Origin of the sequence: Pseudomonas citronellolis, assembly GCF_001586155.1 — a bacterium.
GTDB classification, from domain to species: domain Bacteria; phylum Pseudomonadota; class Gammaproteobacteria; order Pseudomonadales; family Pseudomonadaceae; genus Pseudomonas; species Pseudomonas citronellolis.
Window position 1 is genome coordinate 3,406,143 of record NZ_CP014158.1, and the last position, 25,317, is coordinate 3,431,459.

At 68.2% G+C, this 25,317-nt stretch carries 25 protein-coding genes; 17 read left to right on the forward strand and 8 right to left on the reverse strand.

Going from position 1 to position 25,317, the window contains the following annotated elements; all coding sequences use genetic code 11:
- Nucleotides 1-142: 142 nt before the first annotated feature.
- On the reverse strand, nt 143-652 hold the full coding sequence (locus PcP3B5_RS15035) for a DUF4142 domain-containing protein (RefSeq protein ID WP_009622104.1): 510 nt from the start codon (nt 650-652) through the stop codon (nt 143-145).
- A 169-nt stretch (nt 653-821) separates the two neighbouring features.
- On the opposite strand from PcP3B5_RS15035, the gene PcP3B5_RS15040 reads away from it, so the two are divergent.
- The 3 genes from PcP3B5_RS15040 to PcP3B5_RS15050 all read left to right on the forward strand — a co-directional run bounded on the left by PcP3B5_RS15040 (nt 822) and on the right by PcP3B5_RS15050 (nt 4,859).
- Complete coding sequence (locus tag PcP3B5_RS15040) at nt 822-1,319, forward strand: sigma-70 family RNA polymerase sigma factor (RefSeq protein ID WP_043317692.1); 498 nt, start codon at nt 822-824, stop codon at nt 1,317-1,319.
- Nucleotides 1,320-1,371: 52 nt separating this feature from the next.
- A complete protein-coding gene (locus tag PcP3B5_RS15045; RefSeq protein WP_043272740.1) occupies nt 1,372-2,334 on the forward strand; it encodes a FecR family protein in 963 nt (320 codons plus the stop codon).
- A gap of 164 nt (nt 2,335-2,498) precedes the next feature.
- On the forward strand, nt 2,499-4,859 hold the full coding sequence (locus tag PcP3B5_RS15050) for a TonB-dependent siderophore receptor (RefSeq protein ID WP_420820171.1): 2,361 nt from the start codon (nt 2,499-2,501) through the stop codon (nt 4,857-4,859).
- 393 nt (nt 4,860-5,252) lie between these two features.
- Here the strand turns inward: PcP3B5_RS15050 and PcP3B5_RS15055 are convergent, their stop codons facing one another.
- Nucleotides 5,253-5,630, reverse strand: a complete 378-nt coding sequence (locus PcP3B5_RS15055; protein ID WP_043272741.1) for a hypothetical protein — start codon at nt 5,628-5,630, stop codon at nt 5,253-5,255.
- A gap of 185 nt (nt 5,631-5,815) precedes the next feature.
- On the opposite strand from PcP3B5_RS15055, the gene PcP3B5_RS15060 reads away from it, so the two are divergent.
- The gene (locus tag PcP3B5_RS15060) at nt 5,816-6,361 is read left to right on the forward strand and encodes a GNAT family N-acetyltransferase (protein ID WP_082816335.1); all 546 of its coding nucleotides are present in this window, start codon (nt 5,816-5,818) and stop codon (nt 6,359-6,361) included.
- On the opposite strand, the gene PcP3B5_RS15065 is transcribed toward PcP3B5_RS15060, so the two are convergent.
- Entirely contained in the window at nt 6,337-7,725 is a 1,389-nt protein-coding gene (locus PcP3B5_RS15065) for an aminotransferase-like domain-containing protein (protein WP_061561736.1), read from the reverse strand. The genes PcP3B5_RS15060 and PcP3B5_RS15065 overlap by 25 nt on opposite strands.
- A 150-nt stretch (nt 7,726-7,875) precedes the next feature.
- Here PcP3B5_RS15065 and PcP3B5_RS15070 point away from each other — a divergent pair, with 150 nt between their 5' ends.
- The 5 genes from PcP3B5_RS15070 to PcP3B5_RS15090 all read left to right on the forward strand — a co-directional run bounded on the left by PcP3B5_RS15070 (nt 7,876) and on the right by PcP3B5_RS15090 (nt 12,582).
- Nucleotides 7,876-9,156: a hydroxymethylglutaryl-CoA reductase, degradative gene (locus PcP3B5_RS15070; RefSeq protein ID WP_061563268.1), complete on the forward strand. Its 1,281-nt coding sequence runs from the start codon at nt 7,876-7,878 to the stop codon at nt 9,154-9,156.
- The gene (locus PcP3B5_RS15075; protein ID WP_061561737.1) at nt 9,153-10,073 is read left to right on the forward strand and encodes a hydroxymethylglutaryl-CoA lyase; all 921 of its coding nucleotides are present in this window, start codon (nt 9,153-9,155) and stop codon (nt 10,071-10,073) included. Before PcP3B5_RS15070 ends, PcP3B5_RS15075 begins: the two co-directional genes overlap by 4 nt.
- Nucleotides 10,074-10,106: 33 nt before the next feature.
- Nucleotides 10,107-10,598, forward strand: coding sequence for a hypothetical protein (locus PcP3B5_RS15080; protein WP_061561738.1), 492 nt, complete (start codon nt 10,107-10,109; stop codon nt 10,596-10,598).
- On the forward strand, nt 10,598-11,980 hold the full coding sequence (locus tag PcP3B5_RS15085; protein WP_061561739.1) for a tripartite tricarboxylate transporter permease: 1,383 nt from the start codon (nt 10,598-10,600) through the stop codon (nt 11,978-11,980). Before PcP3B5_RS15080 ends, PcP3B5_RS15085 begins: the two co-directional genes overlap by 1 nt.
- A gap of 134 nt (nt 11,981-12,114) precedes the next feature.
- Complete coding sequence (locus tag PcP3B5_RS15090) at nt 12,115-12,582, forward strand: aminoacyl-tRNA deacylase (RefSeq protein WP_009622089.1); 468 nt, start codon at nt 12,115-12,117, stop codon at nt 12,580-12,582.
- Between the two features lie 15 nt (nt 12,583-12,597).
- Here PcP3B5_RS15090 and PcP3B5_RS15095 read toward each other — a convergent pair whose 3' ends face one another.
- Complete coding sequence (locus tag PcP3B5_RS15095; protein WP_061561740.1) at nt 12,598-13,503, reverse strand: LysR family transcriptional regulator; 906 nt, start codon at nt 13,501-13,503, stop codon at nt 12,598-12,600.
- A 99-nt stretch (nt 13,504-13,602) separates the two neighbouring features.
- On the opposite strand from PcP3B5_RS15095, the gene PcP3B5_RS15100 reads away from it, so the two are divergent.
- The 3 genes from PcP3B5_RS15100 to ycaC all read left to right on the forward strand — a co-directional run bounded on the left by PcP3B5_RS15100 (nt 13,603) and on the right by ycaC (nt 15,938).
- The gene (locus PcP3B5_RS15100; protein ID WP_061561741.1) at nt 13,603-14,469 is read left to right on the forward strand and encodes a pirin family protein; all 867 of its coding nucleotides are present in this window, start codon (nt 13,603-13,605) and stop codon (nt 14,467-14,469) included.
- 100 nt (nt 14,470-14,569) lie between these two features.
- Nucleotides 14,570-15,256 carry a hydrolase gene (locus PcP3B5_RS15105; protein WP_061561742.1) on the forward strand — a complete coding sequence of 229 codons (687 nt, stop codon included), beginning with the start codon at nt 14,570-14,572 and terminating at the stop codon, nt 15,254-15,256.
- A 55-nt stretch (nt 15,257-15,311) separates the two neighbouring features.
- Nucleotides 15,312-15,938 (forward strand): isochorismate family cysteine hydrolase YcaC, encoded by a 627-nt coding sequence (ycaC, locus tag PcP3B5_RS15110; RefSeq protein WP_058489618.1) that lies wholly within the window; start codon nt 15,312-15,314, stop codon nt 15,936-15,938.
- Nucleotides 15,939-16,352: 414 nt separating this feature from the next.
- On the opposite strand, the gene PcP3B5_RS15115 is transcribed toward ycaC, so the two are convergent.
- Nucleotides 16,353-17,276 (reverse strand): LysR family transcriptional regulator, encoded by a 924-nt coding sequence (locus tag PcP3B5_RS15115; protein ID WP_061561743.1) that lies wholly within the window; start codon nt 17,274-17,276, stop codon nt 16,353-16,355.
- Nucleotides 17,277-17,391: 115 nt separating this feature from the next.
- Here PcP3B5_RS15115 and PcP3B5_RS15120 point away from each other — a divergent pair, with 115 nt between their 5' ends.
- The 5 genes from PcP3B5_RS15120 (at nt 17,392) to PcP3B5_RS15140 (ending at nt 22,944) form a co-directional block, all read left to right on the forward strand.
- Entirely contained in the window at nt 17,392-18,219 is an 828-nt protein-coding gene (locus PcP3B5_RS15120; RefSeq protein ID WP_061561744.1) for an HTD2 family dehydratase, read from the forward strand.
- Between the two features lie 20 nt (nt 18,220-18,239).
- The gene (locus tag PcP3B5_RS15125) at nt 18,240-19,400 is read left to right on the forward strand and encodes an acyl-CoA dehydrogenase family protein (protein ID WP_009622074.1); all 1,161 of its coding nucleotides are present in this window, start codon (nt 18,240-18,242) and stop codon (nt 19,398-19,400) included.
- Nucleotides 19,401-19,425: 25 nt separating this feature from the next.
- Nucleotides 19,426-20,775 carry an MmgE/PrpD family protein gene (locus tag PcP3B5_RS15130; RefSeq protein WP_061561745.1) on the forward strand — a complete coding sequence of 450 codons (1,350 nt, stop codon included), beginning with the start codon at nt 19,426-19,428 and terminating at the stop codon, nt 20,773-20,775.
- A gap of 138 nt (nt 20,776-20,913) precedes the next feature.
- Complete coding sequence (locus PcP3B5_RS15135; RefSeq protein ID WP_043272759.1) at nt 20,914-22,104, forward strand: CaiB/BaiF CoA transferase family protein; 1,191 nt, start codon at nt 20,914-20,916, stop codon at nt 22,102-22,104.
- Nucleotides 22,105-22,128: 24 nt separating this feature from the next.
- Nucleotides 22,129-22,944, forward strand: a complete 816-nt coding sequence (locus PcP3B5_RS15140; protein ID WP_061561746.1) for an HpcH/HpaI aldolase/citrate lyase family protein — start codon at nt 22,129-22,131, stop codon at nt 22,942-22,944.
- A 139-nt stretch (nt 22,945-23,083) separates the two neighbouring features.
- Here PcP3B5_RS15140 and PcP3B5_RS15145 read toward each other — a convergent pair whose 3' ends face one another.
- From PcP3B5_RS15145 to PcP3B5_RS31475, 3 genes are all read right to left on the reverse strand, one after another.
- A complete protein-coding gene (locus tag PcP3B5_RS15145) occupies nt 23,084-23,428 on the reverse strand; it encodes a cupin domain-containing protein (protein ID WP_009622067.1) in 345 nt (114 codons plus the stop codon).
- Nucleotides 23,429-23,559: 131 nt separating this feature from the next.
- Nucleotides 23,560-24,390: a tetratricopeptide repeat protein gene (locus tag PcP3B5_RS31470; RefSeq protein ID WP_145923905.1), complete on the reverse strand. Its 831-nt coding sequence runs from the start codon at nt 24,388-24,390 to the stop codon at nt 23,560-23,562.
- A complete protein-coding gene (locus PcP3B5_RS31475; RefSeq protein ID WP_145923906.1) occupies nt 24,371-24,715 on the reverse strand; it encodes a hypothetical protein in 345 nt (114 codons plus the stop codon). Before PcP3B5_RS31475 ends, PcP3B5_RS31470 begins: the two co-directional genes overlap by 20 nt.
- Nucleotides 24,716-25,317 lie beyond the last annotated feature (602 nt).

The window sequence follows — 25,317 nt, forward strand, 5'->3', positions numbered from 1 at the left end:
CTCCTGTGGTGTCTTCGGGCGGCCTGGTCCGGGGCGTTGCCCGGCGCCGTCCGCGGTTGATCGTCCCCAGTAGGTTTAGCCTGTTTCCTTCGGCAGAGGCCGGCGCCCGACGAGGGTTCGGGGATTCGGATGGCCGCGGCGCTCAGCCGGAACCGTGGGCCTGGGCCAACTGGCGGGCCATCTGCAGGTGCAGGCGCAGCACCGCCAGGTTGTTCTGGGCGAATTGCCGCAGGTCCTCGTCCTCGGTCTGTTGCGCCGCTTCGCTGAACAGCTGCAGCGCCTCTTCCTGGGCGCGGACCTGGCTGCTGGCGAAGGCCGCGTCGAAGTCGTCCTGGCGCGCCTCCAGGTCCTTCAGCCTGGCGCGGCTGGCCTCGTCGGGCCCATCCGCCAATTGCAGCCGGCGGCTTTCGGCCAGGGTCTTGAGCTGGACCTGGGCCTTGGTGTTGTCGTCGATGAGGTGGACGGCGAAGGTCTTCACGTCCGCCGAGCGGCTCTTGCTCAGCGCCAGCTTGGCCGCGCCCACATTGGCCAGGCTGGTGGCCGAGGCGCGGCTGACGAAATCCTGCACCCCGGCATCGGCCGCCAGCAGCGGTGCGGATACCAGCAGGGCGCCCCAGAGCAGGGCGCCGCGGAGGATGCCAGTGCCTTTCATATTCGATGCTCCTTACTCGTTGCGTTGCGTCTACATGGGTTGACGGGCGCAGGCGCCCCGGGGTTCCGGAGGCTTGCCGGGGAAATGCCGCGGGAAGTTGCCGGGCGGAGATTGCACGTGGAAAACAGGAAGCATTACCATTTGCTGATTCTTCGCGTTTATTCCTCCCATGCCCGCCAAACCCCCGCGCAAGCCTGGCCTCTTCGAACACTACGAGGAGCTCATCGGAGCCTGGACCCGCCGCCTGCGCAATCGGCACGAGGCGGAGGACCTGGCCCACGACACCTACCTGCGCCTGCTGGAAGCCCCGCAGGCCACGGTGGCGCAGCCGCGCGCCTACCTGCACCGCACGGCGCGCAACCTGGCCATCGACGCCTTCCGCCGCGAGCAGGCGCACCCGCCGGTGGGCATGGAGCACCTGGACGAGCACGAAGCGCCCGACGGCGACCCGGAGACCACCATGCACGCGGTACAGCTGGCCAGTTCCATCGAACGCGCCCTGGCCGAGCTGCCGGCCAATTGCCGCAAGGTATTCGTCTGGCAGAAGCTGGAGGGGCTGTCCCAGGCGGAAATCGCCGAGCGCCTGGGGTTGAGCAAGAACATGGTGGAAAAATATATGATCCGTACCCTGCGCCACCTCAGGGACCGCCTGGGCGACACACCGTGATGAAGGACCAGCCAGTGAAACCGACCCCAAGCACCTCGCCGGGGAGCGCCCCATGGCGTTGACCGAACAACCGCGCGACGCCGCCGCCCGCTGGTTCGCGCGGGTGCAGGACGGCGCCCTGGACGCCGCCGAGCAGGCCGCCTTCGACGCCTGGCTGGCGACGCCGGAACACCGCCACGAATTCGAGCAGCTGCAGCGCCTGTGGGGCGCCGCCGACCTGATCCCGGCGCAGCGCCTGCGCGAGCTGGCCGCCGACGAGCCGGTCGCCTTGCGTCCGCAAAAGACCCGACGGCGCTGGCCGGCGTTCGCCGCGGCGGCCTGCGTGGCCGGGCTGGCCGCCGGCATCGCGCTGTTCAGCGGCTGGGGCCGCGACTACAGCGCCGAGTTCCACACCGTCCTGGGCGAGCGCCGCCAGGTGGAGTTGCCCGACGGCAGCCAGTTGGAGCTCAACGGCAATACCCGCCTGCAGGTACGCTTCCGAGACCAGCGCCGCGACGTGACCCTGGAGCGCGGCGAGGCCATGTTCAGCGTCGCCCATGCCGCCGACAGGCCCTTCGTGGTCGACGCCGGCCTGGGCGCGGTGACCGTCACCGGCACGCGCTTCGACGTGCGCCGCGACGCCGACGAGGTGCGGGTGGCGGTGGAGGAGGGCAAGGTACGGGTCGCCGGACGTGAAGCGGCCAGCGCCGAGCAATTGCTGACTGCGGGCCTGGGCACGCACATCGACGCCCAGGGGCGGGTGGCGCCGGCCGCCGCCACCGACGTCGCCGCGCAGACCGCCTGGCGCGACGGGCGCCTGGTGTTCAACGGCGCGAGCCTGGCCGAAGTGGCCCGCGAGGTTTCCCGCTACCGCGCCCAGCCGCTGCGCGTCGGTAGCCCGGAAGTGGCGAAGATGCGCCTGACCAGCGTGTTCCGCGTGGACGACACCGACGCCCTGCTGATGGCGCTGCCGCACCTGCTGCCGGTCAAGGTGCGGACCTTGGCCGACGGCTCAAGCGAAATAATTCTCCGTTAGATTCAGGTTTTCATCACCCTGTTTCGTCTTCCCCGGCAAAGGCTCGCAAGGCCCGTTTCCTGCGCGCCGCCATTGGGACCTCAAGGAACAGGAACATCGTGACCAACCCTTCGCTCCGCCGCTCCAACCGCACCGCCCGCCACCTGCTGCCGCTGGCCCTGAGCCTGGCCATCGCCGCCGCCATCGGCCAGGCCCAGGCCGCCCAGGTGGACATCCGCCCGATGCCGCTGAACGACGCGCTCAAGCAACTGGGCCAGCAGACTTCGCTGCAACTGTTCTTCACCCCCGACCTGGTGGAAGGCAAGCAGGCCCCTGCGGTCAGCGGCGAGCTGACCCCGGAACAGGCCCTGGAACTCCTGCTGCAGGGCAGCAGCCTGGACTACGAAGTGGTCGGCAACGGCATCGTCCTGCGCAAGCGCGCGGCCGGCGCCGATGAGCCGCTGCAGATGGAATCCTCCGAGGTGAAGGTGGTCGGCGACTGGCTGGCCGACGCCCAGGAGCGCGACGTGCAGAACCACCCCGGCGCGCGCACCGTGGTGCGCCGCGAGGCCATGCAGGAGAAGGGCGTGGTCAGCGTGCGCGAGGCGCTGCGCGGCATCCCCGGCGTGCAGGTGCAGGACAACAACGGCACCGGCGGCAGCGACGTTTCCCTCAACGTCGGCGTGCGCGGCCTGACCTCGCGCCTGTCGCCGCGCTCGACCATCCTCATCGACGGCGTGCCGGCCGCCGTGGCGCCCTACGGCCAGCCGCAGCTGTCGATGTTCCCCGGCGTGGCCGGCAGCTACGACAGCATCGACGTGGTGCGTGGCGCCGGCTCCGTGCGCTACGGCCCGCAGAACGTCGGCGGGGTGATCAACTTCGTCACCCGCGCCATCCCCGAGAAGTTCTCCGGCGAAGTGGGCACCACCGTCGAGCACGCCGGCCACGGCGGCTGGAAGCAGATGCACAACGCCTTCATCGGCGGCACCGCGGACAACGGCATCGGCATGGCCCTGCTGTATTCCGGGGTGAAGGGCGACGGCTACCGCGACAGCAACAACCACAACGACATCGACGACGTCACCCTGAAGACCCACTGGGCGCCCACCGACGCCGACGATTTCGCCCTGAACCTGCACTACTACGACGGCACCGCCGACATGCCCGGCGGCCTGACCCAGGCGCAGTACGACCACGACCCGTACCAGTCGGTGCGCGACTACGACAACTTCCGCGGCCGCCGCAGCGACGGCTCGTTCAAGTGGACGCGCAAGATCGACGACCTGACCCAGCTGGAAGTGCTGACCTACTACAGCGACAGCTTCCGCGGCAGCGACATCGCCAACCGCGACCTCAAGACCCTCGCGTCCTACCCGCGCAACTACCACACCTTCGGCTTCGAGCCGCGCGTCTCGCGGATCTTCTTCGTCGGCCCGACCACCCAGGAGGCGAGCATCGGCTACCGCTACCTGAAGGAAGACATGGAAGAGCGCGCCTCCCAGGTGGCCCTGGTGAACAACGTGCCGACGCCGCAACCCGGCGCCGACGGCCACATCTACCAGGACCGCACCGGCGGCACCGAGGCCAACTCGCTGTACATCGACGACAAGATCGACGTCGGCAACTGGACAGTCACCCCCGGCATCCGCTTCGAGCGCATTTCCACCGACTGGCAGGACCGCCCGGTGCTGGACAACAAGGGCAAGCCGGTGCAGGCCAAGAACCGCAGCAAGGACTACAACGAGCCGCTGCCGGCGCTGAGCGTGATGTACCACGTCTCCGACGCCTGGAAGCTGTTCGCCAACTACGAGACCTCCTTCGGCAGCCTGCAGTACTTCCAGCTCGGCCAGGGCGGCCGCGGCGACCAGACCGCCGACGGCCTGGAGCCGGAGAAGGCGCGCACCTACGAGATCGGCACGCGCTACGACGACGGCGCCTTCGGCGGCGAGGTGACGCTGTTCTACATCGACTTCGACGACGAGCTGCAGTACATCAGCAACGACGTGGGCTGGACCAACCTGGGCGCCACCAAGCACCAGGGCATCGAGACCTCCGCGCACTACGACCTGGCGGCGCTGGACCCGCGCCTGGAAGGCCTGACCGCCTACGGCACCCTGACCTACACCCGCGCCACCTACGAAGGCGAGATCCCCGGCTTCAAGGGCCGCGACCTGCCGTTCTACTCGCGCCAGGTGGCCACCCTGGGCCTGCGCTACGTGCGCGACCGCTGGACCTACAACGTCGACGCCTTCGCCCAGTCCGCCCAACGCGCCCCCGGCCCGAGCACCAACGCCGACGGCAGCTTCACCCACGACTACATCACCGAACCGACCGCCGACGGCCAGTACGGCGACATCCCCGGCTACGCCCTGTGGAACGCCCGTGTGGGCTACGACTTCGGCCCGCAACTGTCCAACCTCAAGCTCGGCGCGGGGGTGAAGAACCTCTTCGACAAGGAGAGCTTCACCCGCTCCAGCGACAACAACGCCGGCATCTATGTTGGTCAGCCGCGGACGTTCTTCGTGCAGGCCAGTGTGGGGTTCTGACAGAGCCTGATCTGGGATGGGCGTCGGGGTGCCAGGATGACGCCCAACCTCCCGGCCACTCCGGACAGCCCCCTCTCCCTTCAGGGAGAGGGCTGGGGAGAGGGAACGGAGTTTGATCCGAGGCATGGTGTTTCTCCGGACGCCGTGTTTCCCCCTCCCTAACCCTCCCCCGCAAGCGGGAGAGGGGACCGTCCGGTGTGAACGGGAAGTCCTGAGTCAGCCGGAAAGGTCTGCACCGCGCTCGCGTTCCGTAGGATGGGTTGAGTTTGCGAAACCCATGCTGTCATGGCGATGGGTATCGCTCCGCTCAACCCATCCTACGCCGGGGTTTCGGCTGGCACGGCTTCTCGTAGGTGCGCGCCCTGCGCGCGATTTCGCGGGCAGGGCCCGCTCCTACGCGCTGAACCGGCGAATCGCCTCCAGCACCGTTTCGCGGTCACCACGCAAGGGCTGCCTGCCCAGGTATTCGACGAACCGCGGATCATCCAGCAGCGCCAGGAAACGCTCACCATCCTCGGTCAGGCGTTCGCCGTCGCTGGGAGTGCCGACCTCGTTGCCGTGGTAGATGCCCTCCAGCAACCCCAGGCGGCGCAACAGGTCGGTGAGGATCAGGGCGTTGGCGATGACCACGTCGGCATCCGGCGTTTCCGCGCCCAGGCGGCGGTGCAGTTCGGCGTGGTAGTGGCGGGCGATGGCCTCCACCGGGAAGGGCCCGCCGTCGGCGCGAAGGGCGCCGTCGAGCAGGCGCCGGGTCAGTTCCAGGTCGATCATGGCTTGGCCTCCGTCACTGCGCGCGGTCTCCTCGCATGGGTATTTCAATGGTTCCGCAGCCCCCTGGAGCGGCGGGCCGGCCCTGCTCGTAGTAAAGCAGGCGCCAGGGCTGCCGTCAGCGCAGGTGCCGACAGCGCCGGGCTGCGTTAGGCTGGCGAACCGTCATCGCCCGAAGAACCCCCGCCATGCCGACGCCACCCGTGGAGTACCGCCTGACGACCCGCGACGCCGTGCTGGTGCGCCCCAGCCTGGCGCTCTGCGAGCCCTTGCGCCGGGCGCTGCAGGACAGCTACGCGGAGCACGCGCCCTTCCTCGACTGGGTGACCCCGCAGGTGAGCGCCGAGCAGGTGCTGCGCTCGCTCAAGGGCGCCATCGCCAACTACGCCGTGCCCTTGGCGGAGAAGCGCCTGTTCCTGCTGTCCGCCGACCGCGCCGAGGTGATCGGCTGCATCGGCCTGCAGCCGCGGGGCAGGGGAGAGAGCTACGTGATCGGCTACTGGGCCAGTTCGCGCTTCGCCGGCCAGGGCTACCTGAGCGCGGCGTTGCGCGAAGTCTGCGGGCAGTTGCCGCGGGCCCGGCTGTACCTCACCACCTCCTCGGCCAACCCGCGCAGCCAGCGCCTGGCCGAGGCCGCCGGCTTCCGCCTGGTGCGCACCCTGCGCGGGGTGCGCAACGATGCCTGGCACGGCACCCAGGACACCCTCATCTACCGTCGTGAGCCACGGGCCTGACGCACGCAGGCGGCGAACAGCGGGTCCTGCAGGTAGGCCACGTTCAGGCGCATCCAGGGGTTGGCCTGGCCGCGGTCGGTGCTGAAGATCGCCCCCGGCGCCAGCGCCAGGCCCTGGGGCAGCGCATCGCGGGTGAAGGCCTCGGCGTCGTCGATGTGCGGGAAGCGCGCCCACAGGTACAGGCTCTGCTGCGGGCGGCACAGCACTTCGGCGCCCAGCGCGTCCAGTACCGCCAGCCCGGCATGGGTGGCGGCGGCGACCTGGGCCTGCAGGCGGGTGAGGTGGCGCAGGAAGTAGCCTTCGCCCAGCGCCACGTCCACCGTGCGCTCGCACAGCTCCGAGCAACTGGTGTGCAGCAGCATCTTCAGGTCCGCCAGCTCCTCGATGCGCTCGCGGCTGCCGGCGATGAAGCCGACCCGCAACGAGGCCGAGATCGACTTGGAGAAGCTGCCGACGTAGAGCGTGCGGCGTAGCTGGTCGAGGGTGGCGACCTTGATCGCCGAGCTGGGCTTGAAGTCGGCCATGGCGTCGTCCTCCACCAGCAGCAGGTCGTGCTCGTCGGCCAGTTTCAGCAACTGGTGCGCCTTCACCGGCGAGATGTCCGAGCCGGTGGGGTTGTGCCCCACCGACTGCAGGAAGAACAGCTTCGGCCGCTCGCGGCGCAGCAGTTGCTCCAGCGCCTGCAGGTCCGGCCCGTCGGCCAGGCGCGGCACGCTGAGCATGCGCGCGCCCTGCAGTTGCAGCTTGCCGAACAGCGGGTAGTAGCCGGGGTTCTCCACCAGCACTGCGTCGCCGGGGGCGACGAAGCGCCGGACGATCAGGTCCAGCGCATGGTTGGCGCCGTGGGTGGTGAGGATCTGCCGTGGGTTGCCGTCGATGGCGTAGCCGGCCAGGCGGCGCACCAGGCTCTGGCGCAGGGCCGGGTTGCCCAGGCGGTTGCCGTAGCGGAACAGCGAATTGGCGTCGGTGCGCAGCACCTGGCGGGTGAAGCGGTCCAGGCGCATGTCCTGCAGCCAGGCCACCGGCGGGAAGCCTTCGCCCAGCGGCGCCCGGGCCGGCTCGTGGACGAACTGCTGGCGCATCATCCAGATGGTGTCCAGGGCGCGGGTGTAGGGCAGGGGTTCCTCGGCCTCGCTGCTGCGCGGGGCGCTGGCGCGGACGAAGAAGCCCTTGCCGTGGCGCGCCTCCACCAGGCCCTGGGCGGCCAGCAGTTCGTAGGCGGTGATCACGGTGTTCTTCGAATGGCCGTGCAGGCGCATGTATTCGCGCAGCGAGGGCAGGCGGTCGCCGCGCTGCAGCGCGCCTTCGCGGATCTGCCGGGCGAGGGACTGGGCGACCTGTTCGGCGAGGGTCTGGCGGGACACGGCGGTCTCCGGGCTGTCATGGGTACAGTGTGGGTACTGTTGGGGCGAACTGTACCTTCATCGGCGGGACCAGTCATAGCACCTTGGGGCCTCGGGCGGCCCGGCGCCGCCCGCATCCCACTCCACACAAGAATGACAATGGACGCCCCGATGCTCATCGATTCCCGCCTTCCCGCATTCCGCAACCTGTCGCCACGCCAACGTCTCGACCACCTCGCGGCCCTGCTGCAACTGCCCGAACTGCAGCACCTGGGCACACCCGGCGCACTGCCGCTGGAGGTGGCCGACGGCATGATCGAGAACGTGCTCGGCACCTTCGAGCTGCCCTACGCGGTGGCCAGCAATTTCGTGGTCAACGGCCGCGAGCTGCTGGTGCCGATGGTGGTGGAGGAGCCGTCGATCGTCGCCGCCGCCTCCTACATGGCCAAGCTGGCCCGCGCCGGCGGCGGCTTCCAGACCTCCAGCAGCGCGCCGCTGATGCGCGCCCAAGTCCAGCTGGTGGGCCTGGGCGACCCGTTCAACGCGCGCCTGGCGCTGCTGCGGCACAAGGCCGAGATCGTCGAGCTGGCCAACCGCAAGGACCAGTTGCTCAACAGCCTGGGTGGCGGCTGCCGCGACCTGGAAGTGCACTGCTTCGCCGACAGCCCGCGCGGGCCGATGCTGGTGGCGCACCTGATCGTCGACGTGCGCGACGCCATGGGCGCCAACACGGTGAATACCATGGCCGAGGCCGTGGCCCCGCTGATGGAGCGCATCAGCGGCGGCCAGGCGCGCCTGCGCATCCTCTCCAACCTCGCCGACCTGCGCCTGGCTCGGGCCCAGGTCCGTATCGCCCCACAGCAGTTGCAGTCGCCGGACTACAGCGGCGAGGCGGTGATCGAGGGCATCCTCGACGCCCACTGTTTCGCCGCCGTCGACCCCTACCGCGCGGCCACACACAACAAGGGCATCATGAACGGTATCGACCCCCTGATCGTCGCCACCGGCAACGACTGGCGCGCCGTGGAGGCGGGCGCCCACGCCTACGCCTGCCGCAGCGGCCACTACGGCTCGCTGAGCACCTGGGAGAAGGACGCCGAGGGACACCTGGTGGGCAGCATCGAGATGCCCATGCCGGTGGGCCTGGTCGGCGGCGCCACCCGCACCCATCCGCTGGCCCAGCTGTCGCTGCGCATCCTCGCCGTGCGCAGCGCCCAGGAACTGGCCGAAATCGCCGTGGCCGTGGGCCTGGCGCAGAACCTCGGGGCCTTGCGCGCCCTGGCCTGCGAAGGCATCCAGCGCGGCCACATGGCGCTGCACGCACGCAACATCGCCCTGGTGGCCGGCGCCCGCGGCGAGGAAGTGGACTGGCTGGCGCGGCGCCTGGTGGAAGCCGGCGACGTGCGCGCCGACCGCGCCGTGGAACTGCTGCGCGAAAGGCGCGGCGCATGAGCGGCTTCGTCAGGATCGTCGAGGTCGGCCCGCGCGACGGTCTGCAGAACGAGCCACAGGTGCTGCCGGTGGAGGCGCGCATCGATCTGGTCCGGCAACTGGCGGACGCCGGGCTGCGGCACATCGAGGCCGGCGCCTTCGTCTCGCCGCGCTGGGTGCCGCAGATGGCCGGCAGCGACGAGGTGCTGCGGCGCCTCGGGCACCGGCCCGGGGTGCGCTTCAGCGCCCTGGTGCCCAACCTGGTGGGCCTGGAGGCGGCGCTGGCGGCCGGCTGCGAGGAGGTGGCGGTGTTCGCCGCCGCCTCCGAGGCCTTCTCCCAGCGCAACATCAACTGCTCCATCGACGACAGCCTGCTCCGCTTCGAGCCGGTGCTGGCGCTGGCCCGCGAGCGGGGCGTGCGGGTGCGCGGCTACGTGTCCTGCGTGCTCGACTGCCCCTACAGCGGCCCGGTGGCGCCGCAGCAGGCCGGCGAGGTGGCCGAGCGCCTGCATGCCCTGGGCTGCTACGAGATCAGCCTGGGCGACACCCTCGGCAAGGGCACCCCGGACGCCACCGCGCGGCTGCTGGAGCACTGCGCCCAGCGCCTGCCGCTGACGGCGCTCGCCGGGCACTTCCACGACACCTTCGGCATGGCCCTGGCCAACCTGCTCGCGGCGCTGCAGGCCGGGGTGCGCACCTTCGACAGCTCGCTTGCCGGCCTCGGCGGCTGCCCCTATTCGCCGGGCGCCGGCGGCAACGTCGCCACCGAGGACGTGCTGCACCTGCTGCACGGCATGGGTTACGCCACCGGTATCGACCTGCCGGCCGTGGCCCGCCTGGGCACCCTCATCAGCCGCCGCCTGGGCCGGCCCAACGCCTCGCGCGCCGGCCGCGCCCTGGTGGCCGCCGAGCGTCGCAGCACCGCGCCCGCACTCTGACAACAAGAAGCCCGGCAGGGCAGGAGACTCACCATGGACACCCGCGACAGGGCGCCGCTGCCAGCGCCGAACCCGCATCCCGACTCCCGCCTCTACGAAGTCTGGGGCGACACCGTCGACAGCCGCCACCTGGCCGGCGCCATCGCCATAGGCGCGCTGGTCAGCCTGGGCGCCTTCCTGCTCGCCGAGCGGCTGTTCCTCGGCGTCGTCGAATCGGCGCAGATGGCCCGCGCCTACGCCATGCTGGTGGGCATCCTCGGCTGCCTGGCCGGCGGGGCGATCAGCGCCGTGCTGTTCAAGCCCAAGCGCCGGGTGGTCGAGCACGTGGCCGACGCCGCCTGGCGCGAGCGCGCCCTGCGCGAGCTGGAGGCCGAATACGGCGGCCTCGGCGAGCTGGACGACCTGCCGCCGGAGGTGCTGGCGGAGCTGAAGGAAGTCCAGCTGTACGAGCTGTTCGCCCAGGCGCGCACGCCCCGGGAGAAGCCCGCGCCCGCCGGGTTGCCGGCGACGGGAGGGGCGGCCTGATGGAGCTTTTCATCGAGCAGTTGCCCATCGCCCTGCTGATGGCCGTGACCGGGGCGCTGCTGTTCGCCGCCATCGGCCTGGTCTCCGGCAGCGACGAAACCACCACCCTGGCGCCGCTGACGCTGCTGGTGGTGCTGCTGGGCGTGGCGCCGGCCGGGGTGTTCGCCTTCTTCCTCGCCGGCGCGGTGGCCAAGCACATGACCCACGCGGTGCCCACGGCGCTGCTGGGCATCCCCGGCGACACCATGGCCACGCCGCTGATGCGCGAGGCGAACTTCCTGCGCAACCTCGGCGTGCCGCACATCGCCCTGCGCAAGATGATCTCCGGCGCGGTGCTGGCGGCGTTCATCGCCGTGCCCCTGGCGGTGCTCTTCGCGGTGCTGCTGGCGCCCTTCGGCGCGGCCATCAAGCAGGCGGCGCCCTGGGTGTTCCTCTGCGCGGCCCTGGCCATCGCCTGGTTCTCCGCCGGGCGCTGGGCCGCGCTGCTGGCCCTGGGGCCCTTCGTGCTGCTGATCGTGGCGCTGCAGGCGCTGACCGCCCAGCACGGGGTGAAGCTTACGGTCAGCTACTTCCTCGGCATCGCCGTGGGGCCGCTGATCGTCTCGCTGTTCGCCCTGCTGGCGCCGGCCGAGCGCCAGCGCATGCGCCGCAGCGAGCCGCGCACCTTCGCCCTGGCGCCGGACGTGAAGGGCTGGGACGGCTACTTCCCCAACCCGCTCAAGGTGCTAGACCGCCGCCAGACCGGCTGGACCCTCGGCACCGCCGCGCTGTCCAGCGCCACCTTCGTGTTCAGCCCGGTGGCCATGACGGTGATCCTCGGCGAGGTCGTCGGTTCGCGCATCCGCCACGCCTACCACCGCCTGACCTCGGTGCTGGCCGTGCGCAACGGGGTGACCGAATCTACCTACATCGCCGAGGCGATGATCCCGCTGATCGCCTTCGGCCTGCCGCTCAGCCCGGTGGCCGCGGGCCCGGCGGCGCCGCTGTTCAACGCGCCGCCGCGCTTCCACGTGGACGCCGCCAGCGGCCAGGTGCACAACCTGCACAGCCTGATGGGCCCCTGGGAATTCCTCGTGGTCGGCCTGCTGGCGGTGCTGGTGGCGGCGCTCGTCGCCTATCCCTTCGCGATGAACTTCGCCCACCGCGCCGCCGCTTTCGTCGCGCGGCGCGTGAGCCACGAGGCGGTGATCGCCACCTTCGTCGGCCTGGTCCTGGTGGTCGGCCTGTGGGAGGGCGGGCTGCTGGGCCTGCTGGTGATCCTCAGCATGGGCCTGGTCGGCGGCCTGCTCGGGCGCTTCCTGGGCTTCAACATCGGCGTGCAGTTCATGGGCTTCTACAGCGCCGTGCTCAGCGTGCCGGCGCTGCTCGCGCTGGCCGGCTGACGCCCCTGGTCGGCCCGCCGCCCGCGCCGGGGCGGCGGCGCTAGACTGGAGCAAACGGGGGCGGGAAGCCCCCGCCAGCCGGCCGCGCCGGCGCCACGGGGCAGTGGGGCGGCGCCGCTTCCCGGAGGTGAGCCATGAGCATGTCCAGTCGCTTGCAGAATTGCCTGTCGCAGCATCGCAGCCGCTACGATCTGCTGCCCCACGCCACGTCCATGACCACCCGCGAGGCCGCCCGCCGCGCCGGCGTGCCGCCGCAGCAGATGGCCAAGCCGGTGATCCTCGACGACTTCCAGGGCCACTGGCTGATGGCCGTGGTGCCGGCCAGCCGCCAGGTCGACCTGCACAAGGTGCACAAGCTCACCCGGCGCAACTGGCGCCTGGCCCGCGAGGGTGATTTCTCCGCGCGCTTCGAGGACTGCGCGCCCGGCGCCATCCCTGCGGTGGGCAGCCTGTTCGGCCTGGAAACCCTGATCGACGAATCCCTGGGCGAGCAGGCGGACATCTACTTCGAGGCCGGCGACCACAACGCCGTGGTGCACATGAGCGGCCGCCAGTACCTGGAACTGATGCCCGAGGCGCGGCAAGGGCGCTTCTGCGAATAGCCGGGTCGGTGGGCGTCAGGCCATGTCGCTGTGGGCGAAGCCCTGGCCGAGGAAGTCCAGCAGGCCGCGCACCGACGGCAGCAGGCCGCGCCGCGACGGGTAGACGGCATGCACGATGCCGGTGCGCGGCGCCCAGTCCGGCAGCAGGTTGAGCAGGCTGCCGTCGGCCAGTTGCTCGCGCACCACCACCGAGGGCAGGTGCACGGCGCCCACGCCGGCCACCGCCGCCTGGCGCAGCGCCATCAGGTCATCGGTGATCAGCCGCGGCTGGTAGCGGGCCTGGGCGCGCACGCCGTCGGGGCCGTCCAACTGCCACTGGTAGTCGCGCTGCGGCGAGCCCCAGTGCAGCGTCGGCAGCGCCGCCACCTCGGTGGGCGAGGGGCGCTGGCCCAGGCGCTGGCGCAGGGCCGGCGCGCCCACCACCATCTGCCGGCTTTCGCCCAGCACCTTCATCACCAGCTCGCTGCCTTCCAGCGGCGGGAAGCGCACACGCAGGGCGATGTCGAAGCCTTCCTGGATCAGGTCCACCTGGCGGTTGGTGGCCTCCACCTGCAGCTCCACCAGCGGGTAGCGCAGCATGAACTCGGCCAGCATCGGGCCGACCCAGAAGTTCAGCAGCGCCGTGGGGCAGCTCAGCCGCACCCGGCCCTGGGGCTCGGCGCGGTGGCGCTCGATGACCTCGGCGGCGCCCTCGGCCTCCACCAGCATGGCCAGACAGTGGCGGTGGTAGTCCTGGCCGATCTCGGTCACCGAGAAGTGCCGGGTGGAGCGCTGGATCAGGCGCACGCCCAGGCGTTCCTCCAGGGCGGCGATGCGCCGGCTGAGCTTCGACTTGGGCTCGCCCAGGGCGCGCCCGGCCGGGGCGAAGCCGCCATGCTCGACCACCTGGGCGAAGTAGTAGAGGTCGTTGAGGTCTTCCACGGCGCTGTTCTCCAAATGGAACGCTGAAGGTGATTTTCGCAGTCTACCGGCTATAGCGTTGCAGTTCTAAGGTGGCTCCAGACTCTCAGGAGGCACCCCATGAAAGACATCCTCGGCATCTACAGCGCCCCGCGCCCGCACTGGGTCGGCGACGGCTTCCCGGTCCGTACCCTGTTCTCCTACGACCGCCTGGGCGACCAGCTCAGCCCCTTCCTGCTGCTCGACCACGCCGGGCCGCAGGACTTCCCCGGCGACGGCGCCCGGCGCGGCGTCGGCCAGCACCCGCACCGCGGCTTCGAGACCGTCACCCTGGTCTACCAGGGCGAGCTGGAGCACCGCGACTCCAGCGGCGCCGGCGGGCGCATCGGCCCCGGCGACGTGCAATGGATGACCGCCGGCGCCGGCATCCTCCACGAGGAGTACCACGCCCCGGCCTTCAGCCGCAGCGGCGGCACCCTGCACATGGTGCAGCTGTGGGTGAACCTGCCGGCGCGCGACAAGCTCACCGCGCCGGCCTACCAGACTCTGCTGGACGCCAGCATCCCCCGCGCCGAGCTGCCCGGCGGCACCGGCCAATTGCGGGTGATCGCCGGCGACTACCGCGGCCATCGCGGCCCGGCCCACAGCTTCAGCCCGCTGGATGTCTGGGACCTGCGCCTGAACACCGGCAAGGCCTTCGAACTGCGCGTCGAGCCGGGCCGCAACACGGCGCTGGTGGTGCTGCGCGGCAGCCTGCGGCTGAACGGCGGGCAACGGGCGGAGGAGGGCCAACTGGTGCTGTTCGAGCGCCGCGGCGATGCCATCCACATCGAGACCGACAGCGACGCCCTGGCGCTGCTGCTGTCCGGCGAGCCGCTGGACGAACCCATCGTCGGCTACGGCCCCTTCGTCATGAACAGCCGCGAGCAGATCGAGCAGGCCCTCGACGACTTCCGCCGCGGGCGTTTCGGACAGATGGCCGGCTGAGCGTCACGTGCCGGACTCGGCCAGCGCCTAGTCTGGTTGGATGCCCGCGCCGGAGCGCGCGGGCCGTTCGGGCAGGACGCCCACTTGCGAGGAAACGAAAATGAGCCGATTCGGCAACGTCGCCAACTTCGACGGCCAGCGCCCGGTGATCGACCCCGACGACACCGCCATGCTGCTGATCGACCATCAGAGCGGGCTGTTCCAGACGGTCAAGGACATGCCCATGACCGAACTGCGCGCCAACGCCATCACCCTGGCGAAGATCGCCAGCCTGGCGAAGATCCCGCTGATCACCACAGCCTCGGTGCCCCAGGGCCCCAACGGCCCGCTGATCCCCGAGATCCACGAGGCCGCGCCGCACGCGCAGTACGTGGCGCGCAAGGGCGAGATCAACGCCTGGGACAACCCCGACTTCGTTGCCGCAGTGGAGAAGACCGGCAAGAAGACCCTGGTCATCGCCGGCACCATCACCAGCGTGTGCATGGCCTTCCCGGCGATCGCCGCGGTCAACGCCGGCTACCGGGTGTTCGCGGTGATCGACGCCTCCGGCACCTACTCCAAGGCCGCCCAGGAAATCACCCTGGCCCGCGTGGTGCAGGCCGGCGTGGTGCCCATGGACACCGCCGCGGTGTGCTCGGAAATCCAGCGCACCTGGAACCGCCCCGACGCCGCCGAGTGGGCCGAGGCCTACAGCCACATCTTCCCGCACTACCGCCTGCTGATCGAAAGCTACGCGAAGGCCCAGGCGGTGGTGAGCAACCACGAAACGCTGGATTCGCAGCGCTGACAACCCACCTTGCCCGGCGCGGGCCGGGCGTTTCCCCCAGCAAGAGGAAAGCGCAATGAGCAAGCCCTATGTTCGCCTCGACAAGACCCAGGCCGCCGTGCTGCTGGTCGACCACCAGGCCGGACTGCTGTCCCTGGTGCGCGACATCGAACCGGACAAGTTCAAGAACAACGTGCTGGCCCTGGCGGACCTGGCCAAGTACTTCAAGCTGCCGACCATCCTCACCACCAGCTTCGAGAGCGGCCCCAACGGCCCGCTGGTGCCGGAGCTGAAGGAACTCTTCCCCGACGCCCCGTACATCGCCCGCCCGGGCAACATCAACGCCTGGGACAACGAGGACTTCGTCAAGGCGGTGAAGGCCACCGGCAAGAAGCAGCTGATCATCGCCGGCGTGGTCACCGAAGTCTGCGTGGCCTTCCCGGCGCTATCGGCCCTGGAGGAAGGCTTCGACGTCTTCGTGGTGGCCGACGCTTCCGGCACCTTCAACGAAGTCACCCGCGACGCCGCCTGGCGCCGCATGGAAGCCGCCGGCGCGCAACTGATGACCTGGTTCGGCGTGGCCTGCGAACTGCACCGCGACTGGCGCAACGACATCGAGGGCCTGGCGGCGTTGTTCTCCAACCACATCCCGGACTACCGCAACCTGATCAGCAGCTACAGCACGTTGACTGCTGGGAAGTGAGTCTGGGGCGCGCCGGTGCAGCGGTGCGCGTGGACCAACAGACCGCCGACCGGGGACGCCCGGTCGGCGGTTTTTTGGCTGAGCTTCGAGGGCGAAGTCTGTAGCCCGGCTCCCTGAGGGGCCGTTCGTGCCACCGGGACGTCCGGCGTGGCCGGTGAATCGCGGACAAAGTCCGCTCCTACGCCCGTGCTTCCCTGGAACGTAGGAGCAGTCTTGCCGATTGCACCGAGGCGCTTTTCGTAGGATGGGTTGAGCCTTGGCGAAACCCATGCGGCCGCGGTGATGGGTATCGCTTCGCTCAACACCATCCTACGGAGTGGTTTGCCGGCGGGCGTAGGAGCGGACTCTGTCCGCGATTCGGCGGATAACGCCGTAGGCGTTATGCGCCCTACGAACGCGCAGCCGAGGGCGCTCTTAAACCCCATCCGCAACCGCCCCCACGCTACCCTCATCCCCCACCCGCCGCAGCAACTCCACCAACGTCCGCGCACACCCCGGCAACGCCTCGCGCTCACGCATCAACACACTGCGCTCACGCACCACCCAGGGCTCGTCCAGCTGCAGGATGCTCAACCCCATGCTGCGCTGGTGGCGGCGCGCGGCGGTTTCCGGGAGCACGCCGATGCCCACCCCGGCCTCGATCATCCGGCAGGCCGCCTCGAAGCTGGCCACCTGGATGCGCAGGTTGAGGGTGCCGCCCAGGCGCTCCACCTGCTCGCGCAGGAAGCTCTGCAGGGTGCTGCCCTCGTGCAGGCCGACGTGGGAATAGCCGAGGGTGTCGGCCAGGGTAGGGCGGCCCAGGCGTTCCAGGGCATGGCCGGGCGGCACCACCAGCACCAGGTGGTCGGTGCTGAAATGGAGGATCTCCAGGCCCTCGGCGCGCACCGGGCCGGCGACTATGCCCAGGTCCGCCGAGCCGTCGAGGATGGCGCGGACGATGTCGCGGTTCAGGCGCTCCTGCAGGTCCACGGTGACGGCGGGGCGCTCGGCGAGGAAGCCGGCCAGCACCTCCGGGAGGAACTCGGTGACCGCCGTGGTATTGGCGAAGATGCGGATGTGCCCGGCCTGGTCGCCGCCCTGTTCGCCGAAGTCGTCCTTGAGCCGTTCCACCTGGCGCAGGATCAGGCGCGCGTGCTGCAACAGGCGCTGGCCGCTGGGAGTCAGCTCCACGCCGCGGTTGTCGCGGTACAGCAGGCGGCTGTCGAGCTGGCCTTCCAGGGCCTTGATGCGGGCGCTGGCGGCGGCCGCCGAGAGGTGCGCGCGGCGGGCGCCCTGGGTCAGGCTGGGGGATTCGGCGATATGCACGAAGAGGCGCAGGTCGGCCAGGTCGAAATGCATGGTGAAGGTATCCGGGTGGCGTTCGGTTTCGGTTAACGCCGGATTATGGAAATGCGGATTCTCGGAACGCAAGCCCCTCGGCATCCTGTTCGGAAACTTCCACGGAAGAGAAACCATGAGTGAAATGTCCTACACAGCCTGGATAGGCCGCACCCAGGAAAGCCAGGAAGAACTGAGCACGCTGCTGGTCAGCCGCCTGGCCGCCACCCTCGGCGAACCGGCCCCCGCCGCCGGCGAGGCGCTGCCGCCGCTGTGGCATTGGGCATTCTTCCAGGACGCCGTGCCCGAGGCCGGCCTGGGCGCCGACGGCCACCCGGCGCGCGGCGGTTTCCTGCCGCCGGCGGACGGGCGCAACCGCATGTGGGCCGGCGGCCGCCTGGAGTTTCACGAGCCGCTGCGTGTCGGCCGGCAGGCCAGCCGGGTGACCACCATCCTCAAGGTCGAGGAAAAGCACGGGCGCACCGGCGCGCTGCTGTTCGTCACCCTTCGCCACGACTACCTGCAGGACGGCCGCCTGGCCCTGCGCGAGGAGCAGGATATCGTCTACCGCGAACCCAGCCCGCCCAAGCTCGGCGGCACCGAGGCGCTGCCCGAAGGCGCCTGGCGCGAGGCGGTCGAGCCCAGCCCGGTACTGCTGTTCCGCTATTCCGCGGTGACCTTCAACGGCCACCGCATCCACTACGACTGGCCCTACGTCACCGGTGCCGAAGGCTACCCCGGCCTGGTGGTGCACGGCCCGCTGATCGCCACCCTGAACCTGCGCGCCTTCTGCCGCGCCAACCCCCAGGCGCGCCTGCGCCGTTTCGCCTACCGCGGCCTGCGCCCGCTGATCAGCCCCGAGCCGTTCGAGCTGGGCGGCCGCCCCAGCGGCCCCGGCAAGGCCGAGGTCTGGGCCGGCAACGCGGCCGGCATCGCCCAGCGCGGCGAAGTGGAATTCGACTGAACCCCCATCGAGGAACCCCCATGAGCAGCACCCCGGAAGAACTGCAGGCCATCCGCGAAGGCGTGCGCGCCCTGTGCGCGGAATTCCCCAGCGCCTACTGGCGCGAGATCGACGAACGCAAGGGCTTCCCCGAAGCCTTCGTCAAGGCCATGACCGAGGCCGGCTGGCTGTCGGCGATGATCCCCGAAGAATACGGCGGCTCCGGCCTGGGCCTGGCCGAGGCCTCGGTGATCCTCGAAGAGGTCAACCACTGCGGCGGCAATTCCGGGACCATCCACGGGCAGATGTACAACATGTTCACCCTCCTGCGGAATGGCAGCGAGGAGCAGAAGCGTTATTACCTGCCGAAGCTGGCCAGCGGCGAGCTGCGCCTGCAGTCCATGGGCGTCACCGAGCCGACCACCGGCACCGACACCACCAAGATCAAGACCACCGCCGTGCGCCAGGGCGACAAGTACGTCATCAACGGCCAGAAGGTGTGGATCTCCCGCGTACAGCACTCCGACCTGATGATCCTGCTGGCGCGCACCACGCCGCTGGCCGAGGTGAAGAAGAAGGCCGACGGCATGTCGATCTTCCTGGTCGACCTGCGCGAGGCCATCGGCAACGGCCTGACCGTGCAGCCGATCGCCAACATGGTCAACCACGAGACCAACGAGCTGTTCTTCGACAACCTGGAAATCCCCGCCAGCAGCCTGATCGGCGAGGAAGGCAAGGGTTTCCGCTACATCCTCGACGGGCTCAACGCCGAGCGCACGCTGATCGCCGCCGAGTGCATCGGCGACGGCCGCTGGTTCATCGAGAAGGCCAGCCAGTACGCCCGCGACCGCGTGGTGTTCGGCCGCCCCATCGGGCAGAACCAGGGCGTGCAGTTCCCCATCGCCGAGGCGCACATCGAGGTGGAGGCGGCCGACCTGATGCGCTGGAAGGCCTGCGCGGAATACGACGCCGGGCGCAACGCCGGGGCCGCGGCGAACATGGCCAAGTACCTGGCGGCCAAGGCCAGCTGGGAGGCGGCCAACGCCTGCCTGCAGACCCACGGCGGCTTCGGCTTCGCCAACGAGTACGACGTCGAGCGCAAGTTCCGCGAGACGCGCCTGTACCAGGTGGCGCCGATCTCCACCAACCTGATCCTGTCCTACGTGGCCGAGCACCTGCTCGAACTGCCGCGCTCCTTCTGACCTGCGAGCCCAAGGACGACAAGCGATGAACAATACCCACGCCCTGGCCGAATTCCTCGCCGGCCTGCGCTACGAAGACCTGCCGGCCGCGGTGGTCGCGCGCACCGAAGACCTGTTCCTCGACTGGCTCGGCTCGGCCCTGGCCAGCCAGGGCCGCCACCCGATCCCGCTGTTCCAGCGCCATGCACAACGCATGGGGCCGGCGGACGGGCGCAGTCGCGTGCTGGTCGATGGTTCCTCTACCTCGGCCTACTTCGCCGCGCTGGTCAATGGCGCCAGTTCGCACCTGGTGGAACAGGACGACCTGCACAACAGCTCGGTGCTGCACCCGGCCACGGTGGTATTCCCGGCAGCCCTGGCCGCCGCCCAGGACCTGGGCAAGTCCGGCCGCGAGCTGATCCTCGCCAGCGTCGCCGGCTACGAGGCGGGCATCCGCATCGGCGAATTCCTCGGCCGCTCGCACTACCGCATCTTCCACACCACCGCCACGGTCGGCACCCTGGCCGCCGCCGTAGCCGTTGGCAAGCTGCTGGGCTTCGACAGCCGCCAGTTGGTGAACTGCCTGGGCAGCGCCGGGACCCAGGCCGCCGGGCTCTGGGAATTCCTCCGCGACGCCGCCGACTCCAAGCAACTGCACACCGCCAAGGCCGCCGCCGATGGCCTGCTCGCCGCCTACCTGACCGCCGACGGCCTGAGCGGCGCGCAGAACATCCTCGAAGGCGAGCAGGGCATGGCCGCCGGCATGTCCAGCGATGCCGACCCGCGCCGGCTGGTGGACGGCCTGGGCAGCCGCTGGGCGCTGGTCGAGACCTCGTTCAAGTTCCACGCCTCCTGCCGCCACACCCATCCCGCGGCCGACGCCCTGCTGGCGCTGATGCAGCGCGAAGGGCTGCAGGCCGAGGACATCGCCCGCGTCACCACCCGCGTGCACCAGGGCGCCATCGACGTGCTCGGCCGTGTGGTGGTGCCGCAGACGGTGCACCAGGCGAAGTTCTCCATGGGCACGGTGCTGGGCCTGATCGCCGTGCACGGCAAGGCCGGGCTGGTGGAGTTCGAGCAGTTCGCCCTGCAGGACCCGCGCGTGGCCGCCTTCCGCGACAAGGTGGGCATGCAGTTGGATACCGAAGTGGACGGCGCCTACCCGCAGCGCTGGCTGGGCCGCGTCGAGGTGCTCACTACCGATGGCCGCCAGTTGCACGGCGGCATCGACGAGCCCAAGGGCGACCCGGGCAACAGCCTCAGCCGCGCCGAGCTGGAAGACAAGTTCCGCCGCCTGCTGGCCTTCGCCGGCGCCCGCGGCGAAGCCGAGGCCAGCCGGCTGATCGATGCCAGTTGGCGCCTGCACGACCTGCCGAGCCTGGAAGCCTTTGCCTGAGTAGCCCACGGCCCGGGCGGGCGGCCTCCGGAACCCGGGGGTTCACAGAGCGCGGGGCGCCGCCCGCCCGGACCGTGGATACACACCGACAGCGCCGCGCCGTCCATGGCGGCGGCGCACGAGACACCTGGAGCACCCATGAACCCGCGTCCCCTCGACGGCATCACCGTCATCAGCCTGGAACACGCCATCGCCGCGCCGTTCTGCACCCGCCAGCTGGCCGACCTCGGCGCCCGCGTCATCAAGGTCGAGCGCCCCGGCGTCGGCGACTTCGCCCGCGGCTATGACGAGCGCGTGCGCGGCATGGCCTCGCACTTCGTCTGGACCAACCGCTCCAAGCAAAGCCTGGCCCTGGACCTCAAGCAGGGCGAGGCCCACGCCGTGCTGGAGCAACTGCTGGAACAGGCCGACGTACTGGTGCAGAACCTCGCGCCCGGCGCCGCCGCGCGCCTGGGACTGTCGTTCGAGGCGCTGCACGAACGCTTCCCGCGCCTGATCGTCTGCGACATCTCCGGCTATGGCGAAGGCGGCCCCTACGAGCAGAAGAAGGCCTACGACCTGCTGATCCAGAGCGAGAGCGGCTTCCTCTCGGTCACCGGCGGCCCCGGCCCGGACGAAATGGCCAAGGCCGGCTGCTCCATCGCCGACATCTCCGCCGGCATGTACGCCTACAGCGGCATCCTCTCGGCGTTGCTGTTGCGCGGGCGCACGGGGGAGGGCAGCCGGGTGGAGGTCTCCATGCTCGAAGGCATGGCCGAGTGGATGGGCTTCCCCATGTACTACGCCTTCGAAGGCCAGGCGCAACCGCCGCGCGCCGGCGCCGCCCACGCCACCATCTACCCCTATGGACCGTTTCCCGCCGGCGACGGCAAGAACGTGATGCTCGGCGTGCAGAACGAACGCGAGTGGAAGGTCTTCTGCGAAATGGTGCTGCGGCGCCCGGAACTGGCGGAAGACCCGCGCTTCACCGCCACCAGCCTGCGGGTGGCCAACCGCGACGCCCTGCGCGCACTGATCATCGAGGCCTTCGCCGGGCTGAGCGCGGCGCAAGTGGTGGAGCGCCTGGAACAGGCGCAGATCGCCAACGCCCACGTCAACGACATGCAGGGCCTGTGGAACCACCCGCAACTGCAGGCCCGCGACGCCTGGCGCGAGATCGACAGCCCTGTGGGCCGCCTGCCGGCGCTGCTGCCGCCGGCCCGCAGCAATGCCTATGCGCCGCGCATGGACGCCGTGCCGGGCCTGGGCGAGCATACCGACAGCCTGCTCGCCGAGCTGGGCTACAGCGCCGCCGACATCCAGCGCCTGCACGAGCAGGGCGCAGTGTGAGCCGAACCTGACCAAGGACCCCGCATGAGCCCCATCGTCCGTTCCGCCCTGTTCGTCCCCGGCAGCCGCCCGGAGCGCTTCGCCAAGGCCCTGGCCAGCGGCGCCGACGCCGTGATCGTCGACCTGGAAGACGCCGTCGAGGCCGCGCTCAAGGCCCGCGCCCGCAACGACCTGGCGGCCTTCCTCGAAGCCAATCCGCAGGCCCGCGTGCGGGTGCGGGTGAACGCCGCCGGGCACCCCGAGCACGTTGCGGACCTGGAACTGTGCCGCCTGCCGGGAGTGGCGGGCATTCTTCTGCCCAAGGTCGAATGCGCCGACGACCTGCGTGCCGCGTCAGCCTGCGGCAAGCCGATCTGGCCGTTGATCGAAAGCGCCCGCGGCTTGCTGGCGGTGGGGGAGATCGCCGCCTGCGCCGGCGTCGAGCGCCTGACCTTCGGCGGCCTCGACCTGGCCCTGGACATCGGCATGAGCAGCGGCACCGCGGCGGCCGCCATGGTCTACGACCAGGTGCGCCTGAGCCTGCTGCTGCATTCGCGGGTCAACGGCCTGCAGGCGCCGCTGGACACCGTCTACCCGGCCTTCGACGACGCCGAAGGCTTCGCCGCCACCCTCCGCCACGGCCACGACCTGGGCCTGGTGGGCGCGCTGTGCATCCACCCGAAGCAGGTCGCCGTGCTCCACGCCGCCCTGGCCCCCAGCGCCGAGGAACTGGCCTGGGCACGCCGGGTGCTGGCGGCAGCCGAAAGCGGCGCGGCGGCCTTCCAGGTGGACGGCCAGATGGTCGACGCCCCGGTCCTGGCCCGCGCCCGCCGCCTGCTCGCCAATGCAGGCGAGCCGTAGGGCGTACAAAGTCCTACACCTTCCGGTAATGCCCCGTAGGATGGTGTTGAGCGAAGCGATACCCATCGCCACGGCCGCATGGGTTTCGCAAGCTCAACCCATCCTACGAAGAGCGCTTCGGTGCCGTAACGTAAACTAATCAGGCAAACACGAAATACTTGCGCACCGTCTCCACCACTTCCCAGGTGCCTTTCAGCCCCGGCTCGATGACGAACACGTCGCCGGCCTTCAGGTGCACCGGCTGCTCGCCCTCGGGGGTGATGATGCAGTAGCCGTCGAGGAAGTGGCAGTACTCCCACTTCTCGTAGTTCACCTCGAACTTGCCGGGGGTGCAGATCCAGGTGCCCATGATCTTGCTGCCGTCCGCCGAGGTGTAGGCATTGAGGTTGACGGTGTGCGGGTCGCCGCCGATGCGCTTCCACTTGGTGGCATCCAGCACGGGGGTGGGGCAGGTTTCGCGCAGTACGGTGATGAAGTCGGACATGACAGCTCCAGGTCGGTGGGATGTGGCTCGTCACCATAGGGGCATTGTCCGGGCCGGGGTTGCCTGGATTCGACATAAATGTGCTTGAAAGCGCTATATTTAAATGCCATTTCTGGCAATAGCGCTAATTGTTAAACTCCTGCCTTTACAGGTTTGAGTACCCAGCAGTCTGAAATATTCAGCTTGATGAGAGCATTGGAAACCACTTCGGAGAATCGCTTTGATGTGTCTTTGTCAATGTTGAATTTTCTAAATTGCCCATCCTCACAGATCCATTTTGTCATTTCTGGATTTTCATTTAGTAGTTTGGAGAGCTCCGAGATGGCCTCGTCCTTCATTGAGTTCTGGAAATAGAGTATTGAGAGATTGTAGCGAGGCCATACGTAAGATTTGTCGATATCTATAGCTTTTTCAAAGTGAGCCTTTGCCGATTTAAAGCTCTTTTCTTGTGTTTCTTTTAGTTTTGGTATTTTCTCTTTTGCGGTTTTTGGATTTTCCGCGCTTTTCTGAGAGAAGAGTGCCAGTCTGAGTTCGGAATACCCTGTAAGATTCAGGGCTTCAGTGCTGTCTGGGAATATATCTAAGTATTTTTTAAAACTTTCTGTGGCGTTCGAGTACTGTCCATTTTGCAAAAAGCGCATTCCTTCCTGCAGGTAATCTAGGGAGCCTTGTGCTTTTTTTAGATCGTTCTGTGCCGCAGCAAGCATTGACTCTGATTCTTTGAGTTCCAACTCCTTGCTCTTTGCATACGCAAGTAGGTGCTCATTGCTTTCTCTGAGTTTTTCTTCCTGCGCCTTCAGAGCTATGACTTGTTTCTCGAGAGGCGTTAATTTTGTTGCGCTGTAATATATGCTCCCCAAAAGAAAAACTCCTCCGGCAATAAGTAGTGCCATCGAAGCCACTGATGAGTTTCTCAGGCTGTTTAAGTCATTTAGGCTGCTTTTAAGCTCCAGAATTTCCATTTCTTGTCTTCCTTGTGGGAGGGGGCTTTTGAATTCCAGTCGCTACAACCTTTATCAGGTCTTCAACAATGTTAAATGCCCGGTTGAAGAAGAATGTTATTCTCGCGGATGAGATTGTGATAAGCCCGCCCGAACCATAGAAGGCTATTAGTGTCTGTGTGCTTATCTCTCTTTCAGAGAAGGTTAAATATATTGCGTAAATTAATAGCAGAAAGGAGAGTATGGTAAGGGCTAGATATACTATTCTTTCTATCTGAAATATTCTAAGAACTCTCTCAAGTGCATCCAGGCATGCTTTGAAGAGTTGTTCGTCTTTTGCTGACATACCGAAGCGCCTCCTGCGGTTTTCATGGCATGCATGAAATTTTTTCGTTTAGCGTAGGTATAGGTGGTTGCTTGGATTTATCAAGATATTTTTTCTTGCATGATTTTTTATTTTTTTGGCGACATTTTTTTGGCCTCAGGCTTTCGAGAAAAAGCCCGTTGCTTCTGGAGGGGAGCCACAGGTGAGGTGAGCTTTTGAATAAGCACGGAAGCTATTTATATTTTATTGGAATTTATCTGAGCTCTTAGCGGTTCGCTTTATTGATTCCAGCTTCGTCCCGCCTTTCGTTCTTTTCGTTAATCCAATCAATAGGTCTGGGGCGCTAGCCGAGCGCTCGGTCTTCACCGTCAGTGCGCCGTTGTCGTCGTGGAATTCGAATACCGGTGACTGGGCTTTCAGGAGGTAAGACGGTATTCCGCTGTAGGGTGCTGGTAGCGTATTTTTATCGCACCTTCAGGTTCTAGAGGTGGCATCCCATGAAAAGATGCCACGCGCGGTACTGTGCCTTGCCTTGCTCATCATGACCGCACGACTTGTAGCAAACAAAGCGCCTGAACAGGATATGAGGCTCCGTATGCGCCCATACTACTTGGGCTGCGAAA